This is a genomic window from Enterococcus salsurae (genome assembly GCF_054784955.1).
This window is the reverse complement of sequence record NZ_BAAHWY010000004.1, coordinates 366134-387005: the sequence shown is the minus strand read 5'-3', so window position 1 is coordinate 387005 and position 20872 is coordinate 366134. Positions and strand designations below refer to the sequence as shown.

The window sequence follows — 20872 nt, the reverse complement described above, 5'->3', positions numbered from 1 at the left end:
AGGAGGCGTCCGTCGTGAATTACAATCACAAAGAAATTGAAAAAAAATGGCAAAAATATTGGGCAAAGAAAAATGAATTCAATACCCATGATGCGCCAGACAAACCCAAATTTTATGCATTAGATATGTTTCCTTATCCATCTGGGCAAGGATTACATGTTGGACATCCAGAAGGGTATACTGCGACTGATATTTTAAGTCGTTTTAAACGTAGCCAAGGCTATAATGTCTTACATCCAATGGGGTGGGATGCATTTGGTCTGCCAGCAGAACAATATGCATTAGATACTGGGAACGATCCAGCCGAATTCACCAAAAAAAATATTGAAACATTTCGTCGCCAAATCAATTCATTGGGCTTTAGTTACGACTGGAACCGTGAGATCAATACAACAGATCCAGAATATTATAAATGGACCCAATGGATCTTCACGAAATTGTATGAAAAAGGATTGGCCTATGAAGCAGAAGTCCCAGTCAACTGGGTGCCAGAATTAGGGACTGTGATCGCCAATGAGGAAGTCATTGATGGCAAAAGCGAACGTGGCGGGTATGATGTCATCCGCAAACCGATGCGACAATGGATGCTCAAAATCACTGCTTATGCAGACCGTCTATTGGATGATTTAGAAGATGTTGACTGGCCAGAGAGCATCAAAGAAATGCAACGCAACTGGATCGGTCGTTCGATTGGGGCGAATGTAACCTTCAAAGTTGCCCATTCAGACAAAGACTTCACCGTCTTTACTACACGACCAGATACATTGTTTGGTGCAACATATGCAGTATTGGCACCCGAACATCCTTTAGTCGAGGAGATCACAAGCGCCGATCAACAAGCGGATGTAGCAGCCTATGTGGCGGAAGCAGCCAAAAAATCGGACTTGAATCGGACGGACCTATCCAAAGAGAAAACCGGTATCTTTACGGGTGCCTATGCCATCAATCCGGTCAATGGCAAAGAAATCCCTATCTGGATCGCAGACTATGTCTTGGCCTCTTATGGAACAGGCGCAATCATGGCAGTACCTGCCCACGATGAGCGAGATCACGATTTTGCCAAAGCATTTGGTTTAGACATCGTACCAGTACTTGCAGGTGGTGATGTGACGGAATCGGCCTACACAGAAGATGGGCTTCATATCAACTCTGATTTTCTAGATGGCCTAGACAAAGAAACAGCGATCGACAAGATGGTCGCATGGCTGGAAGAAAATAAAGTCGGCAAGAAAGAAATCAGCTACCGTCTGCGGGATTGGTTATTCTCTCGCCAACGGTATTGGGGTGAGCCAATTCCGATCATCCATTGGGAAGATGGCACAACTACGGCATTAAGCGAAGAACAACTACCGCTGCGCTTGCCAATCACAGACAATATCAAACCGAGTGGCACAGGAGAATCTCCATTAGCCAATGTGACAGATTGGGTCAATGTCATCGATCCTGAAACTGGCAAAAAAGGCCGTCGCGAAACCAACACAATGCCGCAATGGGCAGGAAGTTCGTGGTATTTCTTACGTTTCATCGATCCGCATAACAAAACAGCTTTGGCGGATTACGACAAATTGAAACGTTGGATGCCAGTTGATATATATATCGGCGGAGCAGAACATGCTGTGCTGCATTTGCTTTATGCCCGTTTCTGGCATAAATTCTTGTACGATATTGGTGTCGTACCAACGAAAGAACCATTTGAAAAATTATTCAACCAAGGAATGATTCTTGGGGAAAATAATGAAAAAATGTCTAAATCTCGTGGCAATGTCGTCAATCCAGATGATGTGGTCGATCAATACGGAGCAGATACTTTGCGTTTATACGAAATGTTCATGGGACCATTGGATGCATCGATTGCGTGGAATGAAAACGGACTGGAAGGCAGCCGTAAATTCTTGGATCGTGTATGGCGCTTGATCGTTGATGAAGAAGGGAAGATGCGTGACCGAATCACCACCTTCAATGATGGCAGCTTGACGAAGGTGTATTATCAAACCATTAAAAAAGTCACGGAAGATTTCGAACAGCTGCACTTTAATACAGCCATTTCGCAATTGATGGTCTTTGTGAATGAAGCCTATAAAGTGGATGCTTTGCCTTATGAATATGTGGAAGGTTTCGTCCAATTGTTGGCACCGATCGTTCCACATATTGGTGAAGAGTTGTGGGCGATTCTAGGCAATGAAGGAGGAATTTCTTATGTGTCATGGCCGACCTATGACGAATCAGCTTTGATCGAAGATGAAATCGAAGTTGTCTTCCAAGTGAACGGCAAAGTGCGTGCGAAGGCAAAAGTACCAGCCGATGCAGATAAAGACACACTTGAAACATTAGCCAAAGAAAATGCCCTTGTTCAAGAACAACTTCAAGAGAAGACGATTCGTAAAGTCATTGTTGTACCGAATAAATTGGTCAATATCGTCGCAAACTAAGTAAAAAGGAAAGCAGTGAGTCGACTGCTTTCCTTTTTTTGTTTTTAGTTGAACGAGGATACAAAAAAGACACCGCTAAAGGGTGTCGATTGCTCACTTTTTTCGAATAATGCCGTAAAACAAAATGGCAGTAGCGATAAGCGGGATCAAAATCACCAACAATAATCCGTTGGGATATGTTGCACGGGTGAAAATTTCTGAAGAGTCATTTCCCCCAAGTAAATGATTAGAAATGACAAATTGTGTTGTCAAAGCAATCATTGCGATAAAGCCGAGTGTCGCGCTGGTGCCGTAGAAGATTTTTTTCTTAACGTTGTTCATGCCGTCTGCCCCTTTTATATTCTCTACGTATTATTATACAAAAGTTGCAAGGGTCTTCAATAAGAATTTGTCAAATCATTGATTCGTAATATCACTGCAATCATTTTGACACAAAACCACGACAACTTTGCCTATGCCCAATCAGCAATCATATTATTCGCTGTTCCGCGCGCACTCCCGTATAATAAAATCAGAGAATAAAGAAAGAGGGATTTAGATGGACTATCAAGCATTTGAAGGCCAAACGGCTTTTTTTGAGGATTACGCACGAATCGCCAAAGAACCATTTGATGAAGACACAGTGTCGACGGATGTACTGGCGCAGCTGAATCAGCAATTGGCGGAAGAACAATTATTTTATCGTTTACCTGCAGAAGCAGCCAAAGAAGGACAACCCTTTTTATTTCCATTCAGTAAATTAATGTTTACCGAAGATCTGGATGCTGCCATTTCGACAGAGTTTCGCTACGATGGCGCGCCCTATGTCTACGAAACCCATGAAGATGAACAGCCATAAATAATTGAAAAAAAGACAGCGAATCCTTGCGGGTGCATGTTAGCCCTCGTCAATGGATGTGCTGTCTTTTTCATTTATGTCGATTTTACTGTGTGTTTGCAGCAAAGCGTTGCGCAAGTATGAGATCACCTGGATAGGGTTCTTTTTGGCCGTTGACTTTAAGGAAGGTTTCTGTTCCTTTACCGGCGAGAATCACGATGTCTTCCTTTTGCGCCTCGGCAATAGCAGCAGTCACAGCGGCTTCTCGGTCCATTTGGTAGACAACAGCTAAGCGATCAGTAGTGATCGCCGCTGCAATCTCGGCCGCAATTGCCTGTGGATCTTCAAAATTAGGATCATCACTGGTCAGATAGACTTTGTCTGCGTATTCGGATAATGCACGCCCCATATCACTGCGACGAGATTCAGCTTTACCTCCAGCACTGCCAGTCACGAAGATTAGTTTGCCAGTTGGCCGTAATTGTCGCGCCAGTTGACTCAAGGATTGAAAACTTAAATAATTATGGGCGTAATCCACGATAAGCACCGCACCATTATTTTTTTCCAAAACCACCATTCGGCCAGGAATGACTACTTTAGGCAATTCTTCTCGGGCATCACTTGCATGTCCGCCTGCAAGGCAAGCTGCCAAAATCGCTGCTGTTGCATTTTCGTGATTGAAAGAACCCAACAAGCCAAGCTGATACAGCCCCGCGACTTGTAAAACATCTGATGAAGCAGCAATGGTGAATGATTTCAGATCGACCCCGTCTTGGACGATATAATCGGCTTCAGCACGACCATATGTAATAAAGGGTACTTGATGGACTTCGCATGTTTCTCGCAACAATGGATAATGATCACTTTGACGGTTCAAGATCATTTGGCGGCTATTGCGGATCAATTGCCGTTTGCAATACAAATAATCGTCAAAGGTGGGATGCTCGACAGGACCGATATGATCAGGGGAAATATTCAAGAAAACACCTATATCAAATGTGAGTCCAGCTACGCGCTTGGTTTTATACGCTTGAGAGGAAACTTCCATCACAAGATGGCTCATGCCATTGTCGACAGCTTCTGCCATCATGGCATAAAGATCCAATGTTTCTGGTGTGGTCAAAACAGCGCTGCGAAACGAACGGCCATCCACTGAATTTTCTTCTGATGAGAAAAAAGCGACTTTATCATTGGTGGATTTGGCCAAGATCGCGCGGGCAAAATAGGCACAGCTGGTTTTGCCTTTTGTCCCTGTGATGCCAATCGTCACCAGTTGATTTTGAGGGTTGCCATAAAATACGGGGGCAATGACAGCCATTGCTTCTCGAATATCAGTGACGATGATCCCGAAGGCAGCCACTGCTTCATAAGGCTGTTCGGCAATATAACACGTTGCACCTTGTTGAATGGCTGTTTCTAAGTACCGCTGCTCAAAGGCAGCCCCTTTGCAAAAAAAGAGCGTGTCTTTGGTAGCTAGGCGTGAGTCATAATGGACTGACGTAAAAGACAATTCCATCATTTCTTTAGGAATGGTATAAGCCCATTCTAGTGGTGTGATCAATTCTTTTAAAAGGTTATTTTGCAACAAAATAGTTCGGATTTGTTGAACGGTCATGGTTGCGTTATGCATACAAGTTCTCCTTCATTCTGCTAAACATTTCTCTTATTATAGCATAACACTGAAATACCTCGGTTTCTTGAAGGAAAGTTTTTGTGAATCCGAACATATTTTGAAGAAACTTTAAGATGTTGCAAAAATAGATTGCGACTCCTTGCTTTTCGAATTAAAATGAAAGGGATATGTTTGTAGAAAGTTGGAGAGAATGGCGATGGATAAAGACACGCGATCGGTTTCAAAAGAGTTGACCACACAAGAAAAAATGGCCCAAGGTTCAGCTTGGATGACGATGGGCAATATTGGCTCACGACTGTTAGGGGCCATTTATATTTTACCTTGGTACTATTGGATGGGTGCCAATGGAGATAAAGCAAATGCACTTTTTGGGATGGGCTATAATGTCTACGCCTTATTTTTAATGATTTCAACCGCCGGCATTCCAGCAGCGATCGCGAAGCAGATTGCCTATTATAATTCACGACAAGAGTACCGCACCAGTCAGCGTCTCTTTCTGAGAGCGCTCCAATTGATGGCTGGTTTTGGGGTAATGACAGCAGGGATCATGTATTTGGCTGCGCCGTGGTTAGCCACAGCCTCTGGCGGTGGACCAGAATTGATTCCCACCATGCGCTCATTGAGTGTGGCGCTGCTAGTCTTTCCTTGTATGAGTGTCATGCGCGGCTATTTCCAAGGCAATCAAGACATGAAGCCTTTTGCGATTTCACAGATCATCGAGCAGATCGCGCGGGTGTTCTATATGTTGTTGGCGACCTTTATTATTATGCGCGTGATCGAAGGTGATTATACAGCAGCCGTGACACAATCGACATTTGCTGCTTTTATTGGTGTGTTAGCCAGTGTCGTCGTTTTGGGGTATTATTACCAAAAACAGCGGGTTCGGATGGACGTGCTGATCGATATGAGCAAAGAAGAAACCGAGATCCAGACCAAAGAATTGATGCTGTCGACGATCAGAGAAGCGATCCCTTTCATTATCGTTGGTTCCGGGATCACGATTTTCAAATTAGTGGATCAATATACCTTTGTTCGGATCATGAAGGGCTTTACAGAGTTTTCTAATGATCAGTTGCTTGAATTGATGGCTATTTTCGGCAGCAATCCAGATAAATTAACGATGGTCGTGATTGGTTTGGCGACATCAATGGCATCGACAGGTTTGCCTTTGATCAGTGAAGCTGTGGCGAAAAAAGACCACAAAAATCTGGCGAAGCTAATCAGCAACAACTTGCAATTGTATTCATTTGTGATGTTTCCGGCAACGTTTGGGATGGTTGTTTTGGCCTATCCGTTGTACACGTTGTTTTACCGACCAGATAACTTAGGCTCCAGTGTGCTGGTTGCTGCATGTTTGTCTGGATTGGTATTGGGCTTGTTTATGCTGAGTTCCAGTATGCTGCAGGGGATGTACCATAATAAAGAAGCTGTGGTCTATTTCTTTATTGGCTTGGTGGTGAAGCTGCTCTTACAATATCCAGCCATCCGGATTTTCCAAGTCTATGGCCCATTAGTGTCAACATCGATTGCCCTAGCGATCACTTGTTGGCTGAATGTGCGAAAAATGGCCCGCAAAGGTCACTTCAACGTAACATTGACCTTAAGGCGCACCTTGCTGATTGCAGTACTGACATTGATCATGGTCATTGCGGCACTAATGGCCCGCCAATTGTTTGGGTTGGTCTTAAGTTCAGAAAGCAAGGTTCAATCATTTATTTTGAGTATGCTTGTTGCGGCAGTAGGCGGGGGTGTATATGTCTATATCGCTTTGAAGCTACGCCTTGCCGAAAAATTACTTGGGTCATCAATGATTCGCTTGCGTCGCAAGTTACGTATCAAATAATTACACGTCAGCAGCCACCGGCTCATATGTTTGTGCGGGGTGGCTGCTTTATTGATGAGAAAAGGAAGTGTCAAGGATGCGATTAGATAAATTTTTGGCTGATATGGGTTATGGTTCCCGTAAAGAAGTCAAAGGCTATATCAAAAAAGGCCGAGTCACTGTCAATGACCAGGTGATCAAAAGCGATAAAACGCAGGTCAATGAACAATCTGATCAAGTCTGTTTCGATCAAGAACCGATCCAGTATCAGCGTTGGTATTATTACTTGCTTCATAAACCAGCAGGGGTCATTTCGGCGACGGTTGATTCTTATGAAGAGACGGTATTGGATTTGTTTTCTGAAGAAGATTTCCGCGACGATTTATTTCCCGTCGGTCGTCTGGATAAAGACACGGAAGGGTTTCTTCTGATCACCAATGACGGTGCGTTAGCCCATCAACTGCTATCACCAAAAAAGCATGTCGAAAAAGAATACTATGCGCGCGTAGATGGCATCATGACCAGTGAGGATCAAGCGGTATTTGAACAAGGGCTCGAATTAGACGGCGAGCGGACTTTGCCAGCCCAATTGACGATCACAAAGGTAGATGACGCTGAACAAACCAGTGAGATCCGATTGATTTTGCATGAAGGGAAATTTCATCAAGTGAAGCGGATGGTTCAAGCTGTAGGGAAAGAAGTGCGTTATCTCAAAAGGATTCGTATGGGCGGCTTAGCGTTGCCGGCAGATCTAGCCCTTGGCAGCTACCGTAGTTTGACAGCTGATGAGCTGCGTATACTGGCGCAGCCAAAGAACAAAGCATAGGCAAAAAGCCTGCACAATGACGGTGCAGGCTTTTTTTACCACAGTCCGGGATCCGCAATAGCTACCAAACGTTCTTTGGTGAATGGATGGACTAGATGCAGCTCACGTCCATGCAGCATCAATCGAGGTGCTGCACGTTGCTGATACAAAGGATCTCCCACGATTGGATGACCAATACTTGCTAAGTGCACCCGGATTTGGTGGGTACGGCCTGTATCAAGTACGCAGTAAACATTGGTCGTTTCGCTATCGTTTTTGGCGATGGTGACATGGGTAACAGCAGACTTTCCGTTGCGGGGATCAATGATCCGTTTGCGGCGATCATGGCGGTCGCGACCAATTTTTTTATCGATGGTTTGGTCTTTTTTGATCGTTCCCCAAACAATCGCTTGATACCGGCGATATAATTGTTTTTGTTCTAACATACGGCCAAGGATCGGTAAGACAAATGGATTTTTGGCAAATAACACAACACCGCTTGTTTCTTTATCTAAGCGATGGACCACGTAAGGCTGTGTCTGCTCTGGCCTCAAATAAGCGGCGACGTGGTTCAGAAGTGTATCTTGCTCATCAGGTTGGTTGGGATGGGTTTTGATACCGACGGGCTTGTTGACGATGATCAGATGCTGGTCTTCATAGCACACGTCGACTTGGTTGGGGTCACCTGGCAACACGGGCTGATAGCTATAATCACTGTCTTCGATCACGAGTGTGACTTTGTCGCCGGCTGTGACGATTTGATGGAACAGCGCCGGTTGGTCATTGATCTGCACCTCTTTGCGGGTACGCAAGAAATGCCGGACTTTTCGAGGCACTAGCCACTCATGTTCAAGTAATTCCCTTAGGGTCATTTCGGATTGATCTGCAGGCAGAATCATTGTGTATTCCATGTAAAGGTGGACCTCATTTCTAATTGTTTGTTGTTATTATAGCATTTTTAAGCTTTTCTTATGAAAAAATATAGAAAAAAAAGAGCTTTCAGTGCTACACTAGTAGAGGTTTCTTACCCTAAATTTCCGACTGAAGCCGTATAACAAACCGGCATCTATATGCTACACTTTGATAAAAGGAGCGTGAAGCAATGGAGTGGAAGTCCATCCTTCAGAAAATAAAAACCGGCTGGCTGACCTTTTGGCGCTGGATCAAACCCTATCTTCAACAATTTCACCAATGGCGCAAGCGCATATGGAAAAAATATCACGTCAATAAGATTTTTATTTTACTTAGTTTAGTTGCACTTTTAGTGATGAGCGGCTATTTATTTTATATTGCCAAAAACACCAAAGTCAGCGAATTGGAATCAGGCTTGAAAGAATCGACCATCATTTATGATGCCAATGGCGATGAAGCAGGCCAATTATATTCTCAAAAAGGAACTTACGTGGCATTAGACAGTATCTCGTCAGACGTGATCGATGCCTTGATTTCAACGGAAGACCGGAATTTTTACAGTCATCATGGATTTGATATCAAAGGGATTGCCCGAGCTGCGGTGCGCGTGGTGATCAATCGCAGTACAGAAGGCGGCGGGGGAAGTACGATCACCCAGCAATTAGCGAAAAATGCGTATCTATCCCTCGACCAGACGTTTAGCCGGAAAGCCAAAGAGCTTTTCTTGGCAATCGAGATCGAAAAAAAATATTCTAAAGATGACATTTTAGAAATGTACCTCAATAGTTCCTATTTTGGGAATGGGGTATGGGGGATTCAAGATGCTGCGCTGAAATACTTTGGCGTCAATGCCTCTGAATTGTCGATAGGAGAGGCAGCTACATTAGTAGGGATGCTGAAGGGGCCTTCGATCTATAATCCTATCGATCATCTAGAAAATGCCACCAATCGCCGCGATACGGTATTGGGTTTGATGGTAGACAATGGGGTATTGGATCAAAGTACGGCTGATCAGCAAGCACAAGTTGCTTTAGCAGATCTCCTTTATGATGGCTATGGAAATTCCGAGTCAGGTTACAAATATCCTTATTATTTTGACGCAGTCATCGATGAAGCAGAATCGTATGGTTTAGATGCGGATGATGTCATGAACCGAGGGTACAAAATTTACACGGCATTGGATCAAAATTATCAGGCGCAAATGGAAGCCACCTACAAAAATGATGCATTGTTCCCTGAAAATGCTGCAGACGGCACCATGGTCCAATCTGGATCAGTTGCATTAGATCCGAATACTGGCGGCGTACAGGCCTTGGTGGGGCGTCGGGGCGAACATGTCTTTCGCGGGTTCAATTTTGCGACGCAAATGAAACGCTCGCCCGGATCGACCATCAAGCCGATCAGTGTCTATGCACCGGCTTTAGAAGCAGGTTATGAACCGGACAGTATTCTGGAAGATCAACCATTAGATTTTTATGACGCGCAGAACTTTGATGGCACCTATTCTGGTGAAGTGGCGATGTATCAAGCTTTGGCGCAAAGTTTGAATTTACCTGCTGTCTGGTTGCTGCATGAGATCGGACTGGACCGGGGCTACAACGAGGCCCAAGACTTCGGCTTGTCTCTAACGGACTCAGACAAATACTGGGGCTTGGCTTTAGGTGGTTTAGAAAAAGGCGAATCACCAATGACGATGGCTGCAGCATACGCTGTTTTTGCCAATGGCGGTTATTACTATCAGCCTCATTTGATCACGAAAATCGTTGACTCGACTGGGGCCGTTATCGTGGATAACACGACAGCACAAGGCAAACGCATCATTTCTCAAGATACAGCAGACAAAATGACCAGTATGATGCTGGGCACGTACTCGAATGGAACAGGGGTCAGCGCAAGTCCGTATGGCTTCACGATCGCTGGGAAAACTGGTACGACTGAAACCAATTTCGATGCTTCTAAGGTCAATGACCAATGGATCATGGGCTATACCCCTGATGTAGTGATCTCGACTTGGTTAGGTTTTGAGCAATCCAGCGCGGAACACTATTTGACCGGAACCAGTGGGCAAGTAGTAGGGAAGGTCTTTAAAGCAGAGGCTGAAAATATATTGCCATATACACAAGGCACCGCCTTCCAAGTTGCCGATGCTTACGTAACAGGTGGTCAATTGATGGCTGCAGACGAAGTACCTGATACGCAGACGGATGATAATAGTAGCACCAACAACTGGCAGCAATCGGTGGATGAATTTGCCGAGAGTGCCAAAGAAGGCATGAAAGAATTTGGCAGCAAGATCAAAGAAGGGACCAAAGAGTTGTTCGGTGGTCTGTGGAACTCAATCAATGGCAATTAAACAGCCATGCAAGCGCTAGGCATGAATGGGGCAACAATGGTATACTAAAGAAAAGAGAAAGGACGGAGATATGATGGCAAATATATATGATACAGCAAATCAATTAGAACGCGAGTTGCGAGAATCAGCGCAATTTCAAGATTTAAGAGGCTCATTTGACCGCTTGAAAGCCAATGAAGAAGCGTATGCCTTATTCAAAGAATTTCAAACACTACAACAAACGTTGCAACAAAAAATGATGGCTGGCGAGGAAATGTCAGAAGAAGAAGCACAACAAGCCCAAAGCTTGTCGCAAAAAATTCAAGAAGATGAGATCGTTTCTGACTTGATGCAAAAAGAACAAGCCTTCAGCTTAGTTGCCAATGACTTGAATCGGATCATTATGGGCCCTGTCCGGGATCTATACGAAGCATAAAACCTGAATCGTATCAGTGAAGCAGATTTGAATCATTTCAGATCTGCTTTTTTTATGGGAACAAATTTTCGTATTTTACTGACGAAATACCAAAGAAATGTTATGATAGAGGCACTAAGGAGGAGTCAATATGCGATTTTTACATAGTGCTGACTTACATATCGATCGGTCATTTGAAGGCCTTCATTTGTTATCTGAAAAAGTGAAAGCACAACTCCCAGCCATCAATCAAAAGGTCCTGCATCATTTGACAAATGTGGCATTGACGGAGGAAGTGGATTTCGTCTTATTCGTAGGTGACACCTTTCATCAAGCACGGCCTAGTTTGAAAGTACAACATGATTTTTTTACCGAAATCAACCGTTTGGCGGCGGCTGAGATTCCGGTTTATATGCTATTCGGCAACCACGATTATTATGATCCGCAACGGTACTGGTTTTCCTTTCCTGAGAACGTACACTTGTTTGAATCAGAAACTGTAAAAACGATCGAAGGGGTCACAAAACACGGAGAAAGTTATGCAATCAGTGGGTTCAGTTATCAGCATCCATGGATCGAAATGGACAAAGTTCCTACTTTCCCAGCAAGAAAAGCAGTGGATTATCATATCGGGATGTATCATGGCGATCAAACAGGCACTCGATATGCGCCGTTTTCTGTCAGCGAGATGAAACATAAAGGCTATGATTACTGGGCGTTAGGACATATCCATGTTCCTAAAATACTCTCCGAACAACCACCAATCATTTATCCTGGTACGCCGCAAGGCAAGACCAAAAAAGAAACTGCTTCAGGCGTCGTGCTTGCTGATTTGACCCCGCAAGGCGGCAAGATCCAACAACTATCGGTGGCCGAGTTGTTTTGGGAAACAGCGCATATATCTTTGTCTGGCATCAAAGAAGCCAATGAGGTATTGCCGAGAATCCTGCAACAAGTGCAAAGCCAAAGAGGAAGACTGTTGCATTTGGTGATTGAGGATGATCAACAGCTGCCCTCAGACTGGCTGCGTGATGCGGAAAAAAATGAATGGATTTCCTATTTGAATGAACGCTTGGCACAGCTGGAGCCGCTGCAAGTCATCTATGGTATAACCGCTTCACAAACTGCTGCTGAAAAATATACGTTGGCAATCTCCGAAGCCTATCTGGCACAAAGCCTCAAGCTATATCAAGACCCAGACATCTTTGCGGAAGGACTGGCAGAGTTGCTGCAACATCCGATGATCCAACGAGGCATCGACCAAGATTCCTTCAAAGCGGATGTCTTGGCACAAACAGCTGCCTTGTTACAACAAACCTTTGATTGGGCAGGTGACAGTTATGATCATTCTTAAAGCGGAAATCACCGGTTTTGGCAAATACCATGAACAACAGTTCCATTTTGACCGTGGCAACCAATTGCTTTTTGGGGAAAATGAAATTGGAAAATCAACACTGTATCAGTTTATAGCGGCGATGCTATTTGGATTCCCCAAAAAAATAGCCAAGAAGAAAGATTACACGCCGCGCAATGGCGCCGCGTATGGTGGGAAATTGTGGTTGGAGATCGAACCTTATGGTGAGATCGTCATAGAACGGTATCGGCAAATTGATCGCGGACGAGGGAAAGTGTATGTCAATGGACAAATAACCGATGAAGCGTGGCTTGAACAGCATGTGCAGCCATTGAATCGCGCCTTGTTTTTTGATGTCTTCACCTTTCAGCAAGAGCAGTTGAACCAAATCGATAAGCTGGGGGAAGAAGAGCTCCATCAGTCATTGATATCGTTGGGGATCACAGGCAGTCAAAATATGCTGCAGCAAGTTGCGCGCTTAGGGACCAGCAATCAGCAACTGTACAAACCCCGTGGCCAAAAACTGCCGTTGAATCAAGCATTGAAACAATTAGGAAAGTTGCAGCAGAAAATCGCAGATAAAGAAAGTGAAGAAGCACATTTGCAACACCAATATCAGCAAATTGCGTTCATCCAATCTGATATCGATTCCCTGCAAGCCCGCAGTCAATCGTTGAATGATGCATACCAAGAGAATCAGCAACGAATCAGCCATTGGGCACTGTATGAAGAGTGGCAGCAGATTGCAGATGTACCTGTTGCAGATCCCGAGCAGGCGCAGGCTATCAAGTCGTTCTACCAGACCTATCAGCAAATCACAGAAGAATTACGTAAGAAAGAAGCAGAATTGGATCAACTGGAACAAGGGCAAGGATCAGATAAATATTTCTTTTATCTGGATCATGAGCAACCTATTGATCATCTCTTGCAGCAGCAAGTAGAGATTGCGCGTTTAGCTGACCGTCAGGCAGCAGCAGATACTAAGCGTTCCCATGCCATCCAGCAATTGAATCAACTCGTGACCAAAAGGCAATGGCGCAGTGAATCCCCCCCTTTTTTGACCGCACCGATCCGTGAAGCGTTGCAGTCATTAGATCAATTGAAAGCGCGAGCGGGTGAAATCGAGCGCCGTCAACAATGGTTAGCCGAAAAAGCCAGACCCCTTGAAGCAACAGTTTCTCGATTGGAACACCAACAACCTGCATTAGGCGGTACACAGAAAAAGCACACTGGTTTGCGGTTATTGATGGCCATCGGACTTATACTGGTTGTCCTAGGCTTCTTTACTGGTCCTTGGCAGTGGGTGATCAGCGGTGCAGGAGCGATCCTCCTCATAAGCGGGTTGGTTCTCAGCCAAAAAAGGCCTAAAAATCAACCACAGAACAAACAAGAATGGCAGGCAGCGTTGCTGCAATTGGATTTGATCGAAGAAGAGCAGGCTGAACTGCGACAAGAATCCCAACAACAGCAACAGTCGATCCAACGCAAAACCCAAGGGTTATTGCCTTTTTTCGGACAGTTGCCGCATGAAGAATGGTCCGATTATTTGGACGCGTATGAAGCAGATGTCGCAGCCTATCAACATTATTTAGAAGAAGAAGCTGAGGCGAGTCAAGTACGGCAAACAGTAAGCGAGGCGCTGGCGCCTTTTGACGTATTGTTTCAACCGTATACAGATTGGCTGCCGCTGCAAAATAAATCGATCACGGATAAATTGACAGTTTTGGCAGCTTTTGCTAAAGATATGCAAGCAATCAAGTTGACCCGCCTGCAGCAACCCAGTACATTATTGGCACAACAATTGACCCGTTTACGCAAAGAGCGAGAAGACATCGTGGCTGATGCGAAAGAACTCTTGCAGCAGCAAGGACTAGAGCAGCCCGCTGAGATCAGCTTATGGCTCAAACAATGGGAGAGTGCGCAGCGCACCAACCGACGGGCAGCCGAACTGCAGGCGATGCTGACACCGATTTTCCCAGAGGCAGTCGATGAAGCTGCTTTGATACAGGAAAAAGAACGGTTGAAGAGGAGCCAGGTACGCGTCCAAGAAGATATACGTGCACTGACAGAAGACAGACAGAAATTAGAACTGGAAGTCGCTGCCAGTCAAAGAAATGGTACATTGAACCAGCTGTATCAGGAAGAAAGCGAACTGCGGTCCGCGATCCAAGAGCTGGCTGTGACGTGGGGAAGTCGGCAATTGGCAGCGGCCATTTTGCGAGATATCACCACTGAACTATCAGAACAGCAATTGCCGCAATTGCTGACGGCAGCTTCAACGTACTTCGCCCAATTGACCAATGGACAATACCAGCAAATCCTCTTTGAGGAAGGTTTATTGACTGTTGCCAGTCAAAGTGACACCTACTCAATCATAGATCTGTCGACTGGTACCAAGGATCAATTGATTATGGCTATTCGCTTTGGGTATCTATCATTACAAAAAAATCAGCCGATCAGTCCAATCATTATCGATGATGGCTGGTTGCACTATGACAGTGCCCGTAAAGAAAGTTTGGTCCGCTTGTTGACAGAATTTGGCCAAAGATATCAAGTAATTTGTTTGTCTTCTGACCAAGAAATGGTAAGCTATTATCAGAAGTATCAACAGCCAGTCTATGACCTTAGCAAAGGATGTGAATATTTGGTTGATCGCCAAATAACCCAATGAAAAAAATTAAAGAGTTAACCGTGGATGAAACCTTCCAACTATTTTTATTGATCAAGAATGCTGATGTACGAATCGCAAAGAATGGGAAAAAATTCATTGCTTTTACCTTTCAAGATACCTCAGGAACGATCGATGGCAAGTTTTGGGATGCTTCAGAAGAAGAGATTGCCCGCTTTGAACCCGGGCGTGTGGTGATGTTAGATGGCAAACGAGAAGTTTATCAAGGGAATCCGCAAGTCAAAATCATCCATTTGCGACTGGCAAAACCCGAAGAAGGTCAAGATCCAAGCCAATATATGGAAAAAGCCCCTATGAAAAAAGAGGATATGGAGGAAGAGATCAATCAAACACTGTTTGAGATCATCAATCCCCATTGGAACCGTATCGTACGCTTTTTGTTGAATAAATACAAAAAAGAATTCTTTGAGTTTCCGGCAGCAAAACGCAATCATCATGCCTTTGCCAGCGGTTTGGCTTACCACACAACGACCATGTTGCGCTTAGGCAAAGCCATCGTCAAAGAATATCCTGAGTTGAATGCGTCGTTGTTATATGCTGGGATCATCTTACATGATCTAGGGAAAGTCATCGAACTCACTGGACCAATGACGACGGAATATACCTTGGCCGGCAATCTAGTTGGTCACTTAGTCCTAGTGGATGAAGAGATCACACAAGCCTGTATCGCATTGAAATTTGACGACAAACAAGAAGACATCGTTGTATTGCGGCATATGGTCTTAGCCCACCATGGCTTATTAGAATATGGCTCACCTGTCCGGCCACGCATCATGGAGGCAGAAATTTTGCATCAAATCGATAACCTAGATGCGTCGATGCAAATGATGTTGACCTCGATCCGCCTAACGGAGCCTGGAGAATACAGTGACCGCATTTTTGGGATGGACAACCGTAGTTTCTATGTACCGAAAAACGTCTGAACGCGCGCACCAACCTAAGACAACATGACAAAAACCTCTGAAACAGCCGCAAGAAAGGGAAAGTCCATCTCTTGTGCCGCTATCAGAGGTTTTTTTGTGTGAAATGACTACATAGCAGACTGGTATCTTCAAAGCATTTTTTCGAAACAGATTGCTTCAGAACGCCCTTGGTAGGGACCATAGTTTTCGATGCGATGATAGTGATTCTTCAAATAGAAAGCCACTGCAGCAGTATTGATCGTACGTGTTTCGCACACCAACCTCAAATAGCCATTCTGTCTGGCCACCCCTTCAAGATGCTGTAAGAGCTGACTGCCGTCTCCGGTTTTATTGGGACGGGTATAAATTCTTTTCAGTTCGGCAGTGTCTGCATCTCTACGTTGCAATGAACCACAAGCTGCAGGAAGCTGCTGCCGATAAGCGACGACAAAGTAACTTCCAGGTTCAGACATCGTATTTGGAAGAAAGTGACGCTGACCATTGTTCCCCGTGACGCTGGTCAAAATGGCGGACAACTCGCCCAATAATAGTTGGGCATCTGGGGTTACAGGCGATTGTTCGCTAAATCGCAGAGTATTCATAGCAGAACTCCCTCCAAAATCATATCAAGAATCAAAATGTCTTGACCACTTCGATTGTTCCATCAATATGGAAAAACAACGTATAATTGTCTTCTGTTTTGATGCCATCAAAACGGCGGGCATAGTATGTGATTGCGTCTTTTAGGGTTTGTGGCGGCACTGCTAAAAAAGCAGCGCAGTCCATTAATGTTGTGCAACCTTCTTCGAAACAGCGAATGATATCATAAGGAGAAACAACAATGGCCGACCCAATGGCGCGGGCTTTGTGTTCTTGCTTTCGCTTTTCATTGGTATCTTGTGCGGTAATGTCGCCGGCGCTGGTCAAATAATGGCCAATTTCTTCTCCCAGTGTCTGTAACAGCTCTTCTTGTGACTGGTCAGGATTGAGATAAACGTGGTGGTCAATGTACAACCCTTGTTGTCCAGCAGGCATATTTTTGTCAAAGACAAAAGCCAAATCTGGATAAGCGGCCATCAGTTCTTCCACTTTATCCATGCACATCATTCCTTTTGCTGTGGCGTTGTTTGATAAATTCGATATAACTGACGATATCATCCATTTGTTCATCTGTCACATCTTCATCGATATGGGCAGCCACTGTTTGTGCTTTAACAGATTGCGGCTGGAACTGCTGATCAGGTCGGCCCAAAAGAAAATCAGTCGATACGTGGAAAATCTCGGCTAATTTCACGATCGTCGTGCCATCAGGTTCATTTCGATCATTTTCAAAATGGGAATAGGCACCGCGACTAATGCCTAATTGTGCTGCAATCTGTTGTTGCGTTTGATTAGACCGCAAGCGCAATGTCTTAAGACGTGCCCCTAACATACGTTAACGCCTCCTTTTTTTGTTAGTATACCACATTCGATATAAAATGTATCTATTCGATATAAAAAGATACATAAAATATCTATATCTGTTGACGATACGATTCGTATCTTTTATACTACCTTTATAAAGATACGTTTTGTATCGAAGGGGGTAGAAAGGATATGGAAGCATCCGTTTACACGGTCATAATCCCAGCACTTATCACTGGTCTGGTGACATTCTTTGCGGCCAAGGTATCAAGTAAAGCTTCGCTGGAACAAACCAACATCGACAATGCCCAAAAGTTATATCATAAATATGAAACAATGAATCAAGAATTGACCGTCAAATTGGCACATACAGAAGCAGAAAATCAACGACTAGACCAACAATACCAGCAGCATTTAGCTGTCTACCAAAGCAAATTGGCAGAGACAAGTAGTGAAAGAGATTTTTTGAAATTAGAGAACCAGCGTTTGATGCAGCAGTTGCAAAAGCAAGAGAAAGGTACATCTAGCGGATAAAGTATAAAAAAAGCGTGATCCTCCCGGTCGGCAGTTGCAAAAGACGACGTACATCTTTGCAAGTGCCAATCGCGAGGATCGCGCAATAGGTGGCAGCAGTGGTATCCAATGGATAGAAGAGGGATTATTGGACCATCTGCTCGTTGACATAGGTGGCATAAAGAGGGTGTGCATCAATAAGTTCTCGATGACGCCCTTGTCCGGTCACACGGCCATTTTCGATAAAATAGATTTGATCTGCATCAACGATGGTTGACAAGCGATGGGCAATCACTAAAGTCGTTCGTCCAGTCATCAGATGGTCAAGGGCCCGTTGGACTTTTTCTTCAGATTGCGAGTCAAGACTAGCTGTTGCTTCATCTAACATCAAAATTTTCGGGTCTCTTAAAAAGGCACGAGCAATGGCAATACGTTGTTTTTGGCCACCGGATAGTTTGACGCCCCGCTCCCCAATTTCCGTATCGAGTTGTTGAGGGAAATCATGCACAAATTGATCGGCATAAGCCAAAGACAACCCTTGCCATAGTTCGTCGTCAGTTAATGTTCGTTGCAAGCCATATTGCAGGTTGTCGCGAATCGTGCCTGCAAATACTGCACTGTCTTGTGACACATAGCCAATTTGGCTGCGCCAGTCTTGTAAGTTGACCGTGGTGATGGCTTGATCACCAATCTTGATTTCTCCGCTAGTTGGTTCATAAAAGCGTTCAAGTAAAGCGAAAATCGTTGATTTTCCGCCACCGCTAGGACCAGCAAAAGCAATCACGCTATTGGGTTTCGCCTCGAAGGAAATGTCGGTCAAAATCGGTCTGGTTGAATCATAACTGAAGTTGAGATGCTGTACGGATAAAGTGGCACCTTCTACTAGGGCTTTTTCTTGACCATGGATAGGTTCGATGGCGGTATTTAAAATCTCTTGGATACGTTCTGTAGCACCCATCGCTTTTTGGAATTGTGAAAAAAACAGCGCAAAAGTTGTGACAGGGGCAATAATGTTGAACAGGTAAAGCAAGAATGCCACCAATGCGCCACTTGTTAATGTTCCAGTTTGTACCCGCACTGCGCCATACCCTAGAATACCAACAAATAGACCTAACATCGCGGTCATCATGACTGGTTGTAAAACAGCTTCCACTTTGGCATCTTTGACACCAAGGGTGAAGATGTTGCTGATGAAGCGGTGACCGTTTGCTTGTTCGCTTTTTTCGCCATTGCTGGATTTGATCAAACGGATTTCACCCAGCTTCTCACTAGCGTCAGCATTGAAATCAGCCGTGGCTGCTTGAAGCTGACGGCCTAACTTGGACATGATCTTGCCAATCGGCAGCATGATCAAGGCAATCAAAGGAACCGCGCTGAACATGATCGCAGCCATTTTCCAGTCCATCCAAAATAAGATCGCCATGGAGCCAATCAATTGGATCGATCCGGTCACAAAACTTGGAAACTGAGAGGTGACCAATTCTTTGATGACAGTTGTATCGTTGACCAAGCGAGAACTGCTCTCCCCAGATTTATGGGCATCAAAATACCCAACAGGTAAGTGGAGCAGATGTGTCCATAATCGTTCTCGTAAGGTTTGCACGGCGCTTTCTCCCACGTAACGTAGGAGGAAGCCGCCTAATGTGCCTAAACCTAATTGGAGGGCAAATGCCAGAATCAATACAATCAACATGTGACGATCAAAAGTGGCAGTCCCGCTGTTATCCACCAAACCTTTTGTCAATTGTGGGACGATCAAACTAGCACCGCTTGTGATCAGGCTCAGCACCATCCCTAGAATGAAAAGGGATTTTTTTGGATTCACACTAACGATCAATCGGATAAAGTCTTTCATTTTAAATGAACCATTCGCTTGTGGTAATGTTGTCAATCTTGCTTCTTGTTGCATGTTTTTCTTCCTTTCCTTTTGACGTCAAACGCCAAAAGTCTTCCTTCCTTCACTTGGTGCAATTAAAAATCTTGCCATTCATCTTGAGGTGTATGATCTGTATCACGGTTTTGCTTTGTTTTGTCAGAACCATTGAAGTCTTGACCGTTAAAGAAAGGGTGTTGGCCCCATCCTTGACGACAGTCTTGATTGCGTCCGCCAAAAGGATGGCCACCATGCATACCCGGACGACCGCGAAATGGCATTTGACGCATGGCTTCTTTCATTTGCTTTTTCATGGCTCGGCGTTCTTCATTACTCATCTCTTGCCAGTTGCCGCCCCATTGATCCATCATGGCTTCTCGCATCCCTTGCATCGCTTGGAAACGGTCCATAGGATCTACAAAGCGTTCCGCTTGTTCTTGAAAATCGTTCTCCCAACCGGCAGCAATTTTTTCAAGTAATGCTGCAAAAGTGGCTTGTTCTTCTTCTTGTAAGCCGCTAAAGAAGGTTTCACTAGAAGTTGCTTCTTTTTGGGCAGTCAGCGCGTCCGCCTTCTCACGGCCGGCATCTGTAAGAAAAATCCGTTTGCTCCGTTTGTCTTCTGGGTCTTCTTTACGCAGGATCTCCCCATTGTTTTCCATTTTTTTCAGCAATTCTGCCAAAGAACTAGGGCGTAGATCCAAGACTTCTGCTAAATGGTTTTGTACCAATCCTTCTTCTAATTTCAAAATCGCCAATACCCGCTGTTGGCCGGTTAGACGTTGTTTGCGTTGGCTCATAAAGGCATTGCTTGCTTCACTGATAAAGCGTAATTGTTTCATCAAATCATCGGTTGTTTTAGACATTGAAAACACTCCTTTTTATTTATCGTTCGGTACCTAACGATGTTGTGTGTTCAGTATAGTTCGGTACCGAACGAATGTCAATAATAAATTTAAAAAAATTTCTAACAAA

18 protein-coding genes are annotated in these 20872 nt (G+C 44.5%); 10 read left to right on the top strand and 8 right to left on the bottom strand.

Translation table 11 applies throughout. From position 1 onward, the window contains the following. The first annotated feature begins 14 nt into the window (after window positions 1-14). Window positions 15-2429, top strand: a complete 2415-nt coding sequence (leuS, locus tag ACYVRS_RS12035) for a leucine--tRNA ligase (protein WP_461203425.1) — start codon at window positions 15-17, stop codon at window positions 2427-2429. 93 nt (window positions 2430-2522) lie between these two features. Here the strand turns inward: leuS and ACYVRS_RS12030 are convergent, their stop codons facing one another. Beyond that, on the bottom strand, window positions 2523-2750 hold the full coding sequence (locus ACYVRS_RS12030) for a hypothetical protein (protein ID WP_054115623.1): 228 nt from the start codon (window positions 2748-2750) through the stop codon (window positions 2523-2525). Between the two features lie 217 nt (window positions 2751-2967). On the opposite strand from ACYVRS_RS12030, the gene ACYVRS_RS12025 reads away from it, so the two are divergent. After that, the gene (locus ACYVRS_RS12025; protein ID WP_054115624.1) at window positions 2968-3267 is read left to right on the top strand and encodes a DUF5960 family protein; all 300 of its coding nucleotides are present in this window, start codon (window positions 2968-2970) and stop codon (window positions 3265-3267) included. Between the two features lie 85 nt (window positions 3268-3352). Here the strand turns inward: ACYVRS_RS12025 and murE are convergent, their stop codons facing one another. After that, window positions 3353-4876 (bottom strand): UDP-N-acetylmuramyl-tripeptide synthetase, encoded by a 1524-nt coding sequence (gene murE / locus ACYVRS_RS12020; RefSeq protein WP_461203424.1) that lies wholly within the window; start codon window positions 4874-4876, stop codon window positions 3353-3355. A gap of 199 nt (window positions 4877-5075) precedes the next feature. Between murE and ACYVRS_RS12015 the strand changes: the two genes are divergently transcribed. Next, the gene (locus ACYVRS_RS12015; protein WP_461203423.1) at window positions 5076-6722 is read left to right on the top strand and encodes a putative polysaccharide biosynthesis protein; all 1647 of its coding nucleotides are present in this window, start codon (window positions 5076-5078) and stop codon (window positions 6720-6722) included. A 76-nt stretch (window positions 6723-6798) separates the two neighbouring features. Further along, a complete protein-coding gene (locus ACYVRS_RS12010; RefSeq protein WP_313538769.1) occupies window positions 6799-7527 on the top strand; it encodes a pseudouridine synthase in 729 nt (242 codons plus the stop codon). Between the two features lie 35 nt (window positions 7528-7562). Here the strand turns inward: ACYVRS_RS12010 and ACYVRS_RS12005 are convergent, their stop codons facing one another. Next, window positions 7563-8417, bottom strand: coding sequence for an RluA family pseudouridine synthase (locus tag ACYVRS_RS12005; protein WP_461198680.1), 855 nt, complete (start codon window positions 8415-8417; stop codon window positions 7563-7565). A gap of 191 nt (window positions 8418-8608) precedes the next feature. Here ACYVRS_RS12005 and ACYVRS_RS12000 point away from each other — a divergent pair, with 191 nt between their 5' ends. The 5 genes from ACYVRS_RS12000 to ACYVRS_RS11980 all read left to right on the top strand — a co-directional run bounded on the left by ACYVRS_RS12000 (window position 8609) and on the right by ACYVRS_RS11980 (window position 16131). Then, window positions 8609-10771 (top strand): PBP1A family penicillin-binding protein, encoded by a 2163-nt coding sequence (locus tag ACYVRS_RS12000; RefSeq protein WP_461203422.1) that lies wholly within the window; start codon window positions 8609-8611, stop codon window positions 10769-10771. 73 nt (window positions 10772-10844) lie between these two features. After that, the gene (locus ACYVRS_RS11995; protein WP_054115630.1) at window positions 10845-11186 is read left to right on the top strand and encodes a YlbF/YmcA family competence regulator; all 342 of its coding nucleotides are present in this window, start codon (window positions 10845-10847) and stop codon (window positions 11184-11186) included. 130 nt (window positions 11187-11316) lie between these two features. After that, window positions 11317-12519 (top strand): metallophosphoesterase family protein, encoded by a 1203-nt coding sequence (locus tag ACYVRS_RS11990; RefSeq protein ID WP_461203421.1) that lies wholly within the window; start codon window positions 11317-11319, stop codon window positions 12517-12519. Continuing rightward, window positions 12506-15190, top strand: coding sequence for an ATP-binding protein (locus tag ACYVRS_RS11985; RefSeq protein ID WP_461203420.1), 2685 nt, complete (start codon window positions 12506-12508; stop codon window positions 15188-15190). The genes ACYVRS_RS11990 and ACYVRS_RS11985 overlap by 14 nt, the downstream gene beginning before the upstream one ends. Continuing rightward, window positions 15187-16131: a 3'-5' exoribonuclease YhaM family protein gene (locus ACYVRS_RS11980; RefSeq protein WP_312498163.1), complete on the top strand. Its 945-nt coding sequence runs from the start codon at window positions 15187-15189 to the stop codon at window positions 16129-16131. The genes ACYVRS_RS11985 and ACYVRS_RS11980 overlap by 4 nt, the downstream gene beginning before the upstream one ends. A 128-nt stretch (window positions 16132-16259) precedes the next feature. Here the strand turns inward: ACYVRS_RS11980 and ACYVRS_RS11975 are convergent, their stop codons facing one another. The 3 genes from ACYVRS_RS11975 to ACYVRS_RS11965 are packed head-to-tail and all read right to left on the bottom strand — an operon-like array spanning window position 16260 to window position 17542. Beyond that, window positions 16260-16712, bottom strand: coding sequence for a GNAT family N-acetyltransferase (locus tag ACYVRS_RS11975; protein ID WP_313538773.1), 453 nt, complete (start codon window positions 16710-16712; stop codon window positions 16260-16262). Window positions 16713-16743: 31 nt separating this feature from the next. Then, window positions 16744-17208, bottom strand: coding sequence for an ImmA/IrrE family metallo-endopeptidase (locus tag ACYVRS_RS11970; RefSeq protein ID WP_054115636.1), 465 nt, complete (start codon window positions 17206-17208; stop codon window positions 16744-16746). Beyond that, complete coding sequence (locus ACYVRS_RS11965) at window positions 17201-17542, bottom strand: helix-turn-helix domain-containing protein (protein WP_054115637.1); 342 nt, start codon at window positions 17540-17542, stop codon at window positions 17201-17203. The genes ACYVRS_RS11970 and ACYVRS_RS11965 overlap by 8 nt, the downstream gene beginning before the upstream one ends. 164 nt (window positions 17543-17706) lie before the next feature. Here ACYVRS_RS11965 and ACYVRS_RS11960 point away from each other — a divergent pair, with 164 nt between their 5' ends. Next, window positions 17707-18048 carry a hypothetical protein gene (locus ACYVRS_RS11960; protein WP_313538774.1) on the top strand — a complete coding sequence of 114 codons (342 nt, stop codon included), beginning with the start codon at window positions 17707-17709 and terminating at the stop codon, window positions 18046-18048. 124 nt (window positions 18049-18172) lie between these two features. Here the strand turns inward: ACYVRS_RS11960 and ACYVRS_RS11955 are convergent, their stop codons facing one another. Together ACYVRS_RS11955 and ACYVRS_RS11950 are read right to left on the bottom strand one after the other, a co-directional pair. Continuing rightward, window positions 18173-19936: an ABC transporter ATP-binding protein gene (locus ACYVRS_RS11955; RefSeq protein ID WP_461203419.1), complete on the bottom strand. Its 1764-nt coding sequence runs from the start codon at window positions 19934-19936 to the stop codon at window positions 18173-18175. A gap of 62 nt (window positions 19937-19998) precedes the next feature. After that, window positions 19999-20763, bottom strand: a complete 765-nt coding sequence (locus tag ACYVRS_RS11950; protein WP_461203418.1) for a MarR family winged helix-turn-helix transcriptional regulator — start codon at window positions 20761-20763, stop codon at window positions 19999-20001. Window positions 20764-20872: the final 109 nt, after the last annotated feature.

Bases quoted from the DNA above. Each gene is read 5' to 3' on its own strand.
- ACYVRS_RS11955 (WP_461203419.1), bottom strand. From the start codon at position 19,936: ATGCAACAAGAAGCAAGATTGACAACATTACCACAAGCGAATGGTTCA.
- ACYVRS_RS11990 (WP_461203421.1), top strand. From the start codon at position 11,317: ATGCGATTTTTACATAGTGCTGACTTACATATCGATCGGTCATTTGAA.
- ACYVRS_RS12010 (WP_313538769.1), top strand. From the start codon at position 6,799: ATGCGATTAGATAAATTTTTGGCTGATATGGGTTATGGTTCCCGTAAA.
- ACYVRS_RS11985 (WP_461203420.1), top strand. From the start codon at position 12,506: ATGATCATTCTTAAAGCGGAAATCACCGGTTTTGGCAAATACCATGAA.
- ACYVRS_RS11980 (WP_312498163.1), top strand. From the start codon at position 15,187: ATGAAAAAAATTAAAGAGTTAACCGTGGATGAAACCTTCCAACTATTT.
- ACYVRS_RS12000 (WP_461203422.1), top strand. From the start codon at position 8,609: ATGGAGTGGAAGTCCATCCTTCAGAAAATAAAAACCGGCTGGCTGACC.
- ACYVRS_RS12015 (WP_461203423.1), top strand. From the start codon at position 5,076: ATGGATAAAGACACGCGATCGGTTTCAAAAGAGTTGACCACACAAGAA.
- ACYVRS_RS11960 (WP_313538774.1), top strand. From the start codon at position 17,707: ATGGAAGCATCCGTTTACACGGTCATAATCCCAGCACTTATCACTGGT.
- ACYVRS_RS11995 (WP_054115630.1), top strand. From the start codon at position 10,845: ATGGCAAATATATATGATACAGCAAATCAATTAGAACGCGAGTTGCGA.
- ACYVRS_RS12005 (WP_461198680.1), bottom strand. From the start codon at position 8,417: ATGGAATACACAATGATTCTGCCTGCAGATCAATCCGAAATGACCCTA.
- ACYVRS_RS12025 (WP_054115624.1), top strand. From the start codon at position 2,968: ATGGACTATCAAGCATTTGAAGGCCAAACGGCTTTTTTTGAGGATTAC.
- ACYVRS_RS11970 (WP_054115636.1), bottom strand. From the start codon at position 17,208: ATGGATAAAGTGGAAGAACTGATGGCCGCTTATCCAGATTTGGCTTTT.
- murE (WP_461203424.1), bottom strand. From the start codon at position 4,876: ATGCATAACGCAACCATGACCGTTCAACAAATCCGAACTATTTTGTTG.
- ACYVRS_RS11965 (WP_054115637.1), bottom strand. From the start codon at position 17,542: ATGTTAGGGGCACGTCTTAAGACATTGCGCTTGCGGTCTAATCAAACG.
- ACYVRS_RS11950 (WP_461203418.1), bottom strand. From the start codon at position 20,763: ATGTCTAAAACAACCGATGATTTGATGAAACAATTACGCTTTATCAGT.
- ACYVRS_RS11975 (WP_313538773.1), bottom strand. From the start codon at position 16,712: ATGAATACTCTGCGATTTAGCGAACAATCGCCTGTAACCCCAGATGCC.
- ACYVRS_RS12030 (WP_054115623.1), bottom strand. From the start codon at position 2,750: ATGAACAACGTTAAGAAAAAAATCTTCTACGGCACCAGCGCGACACTC.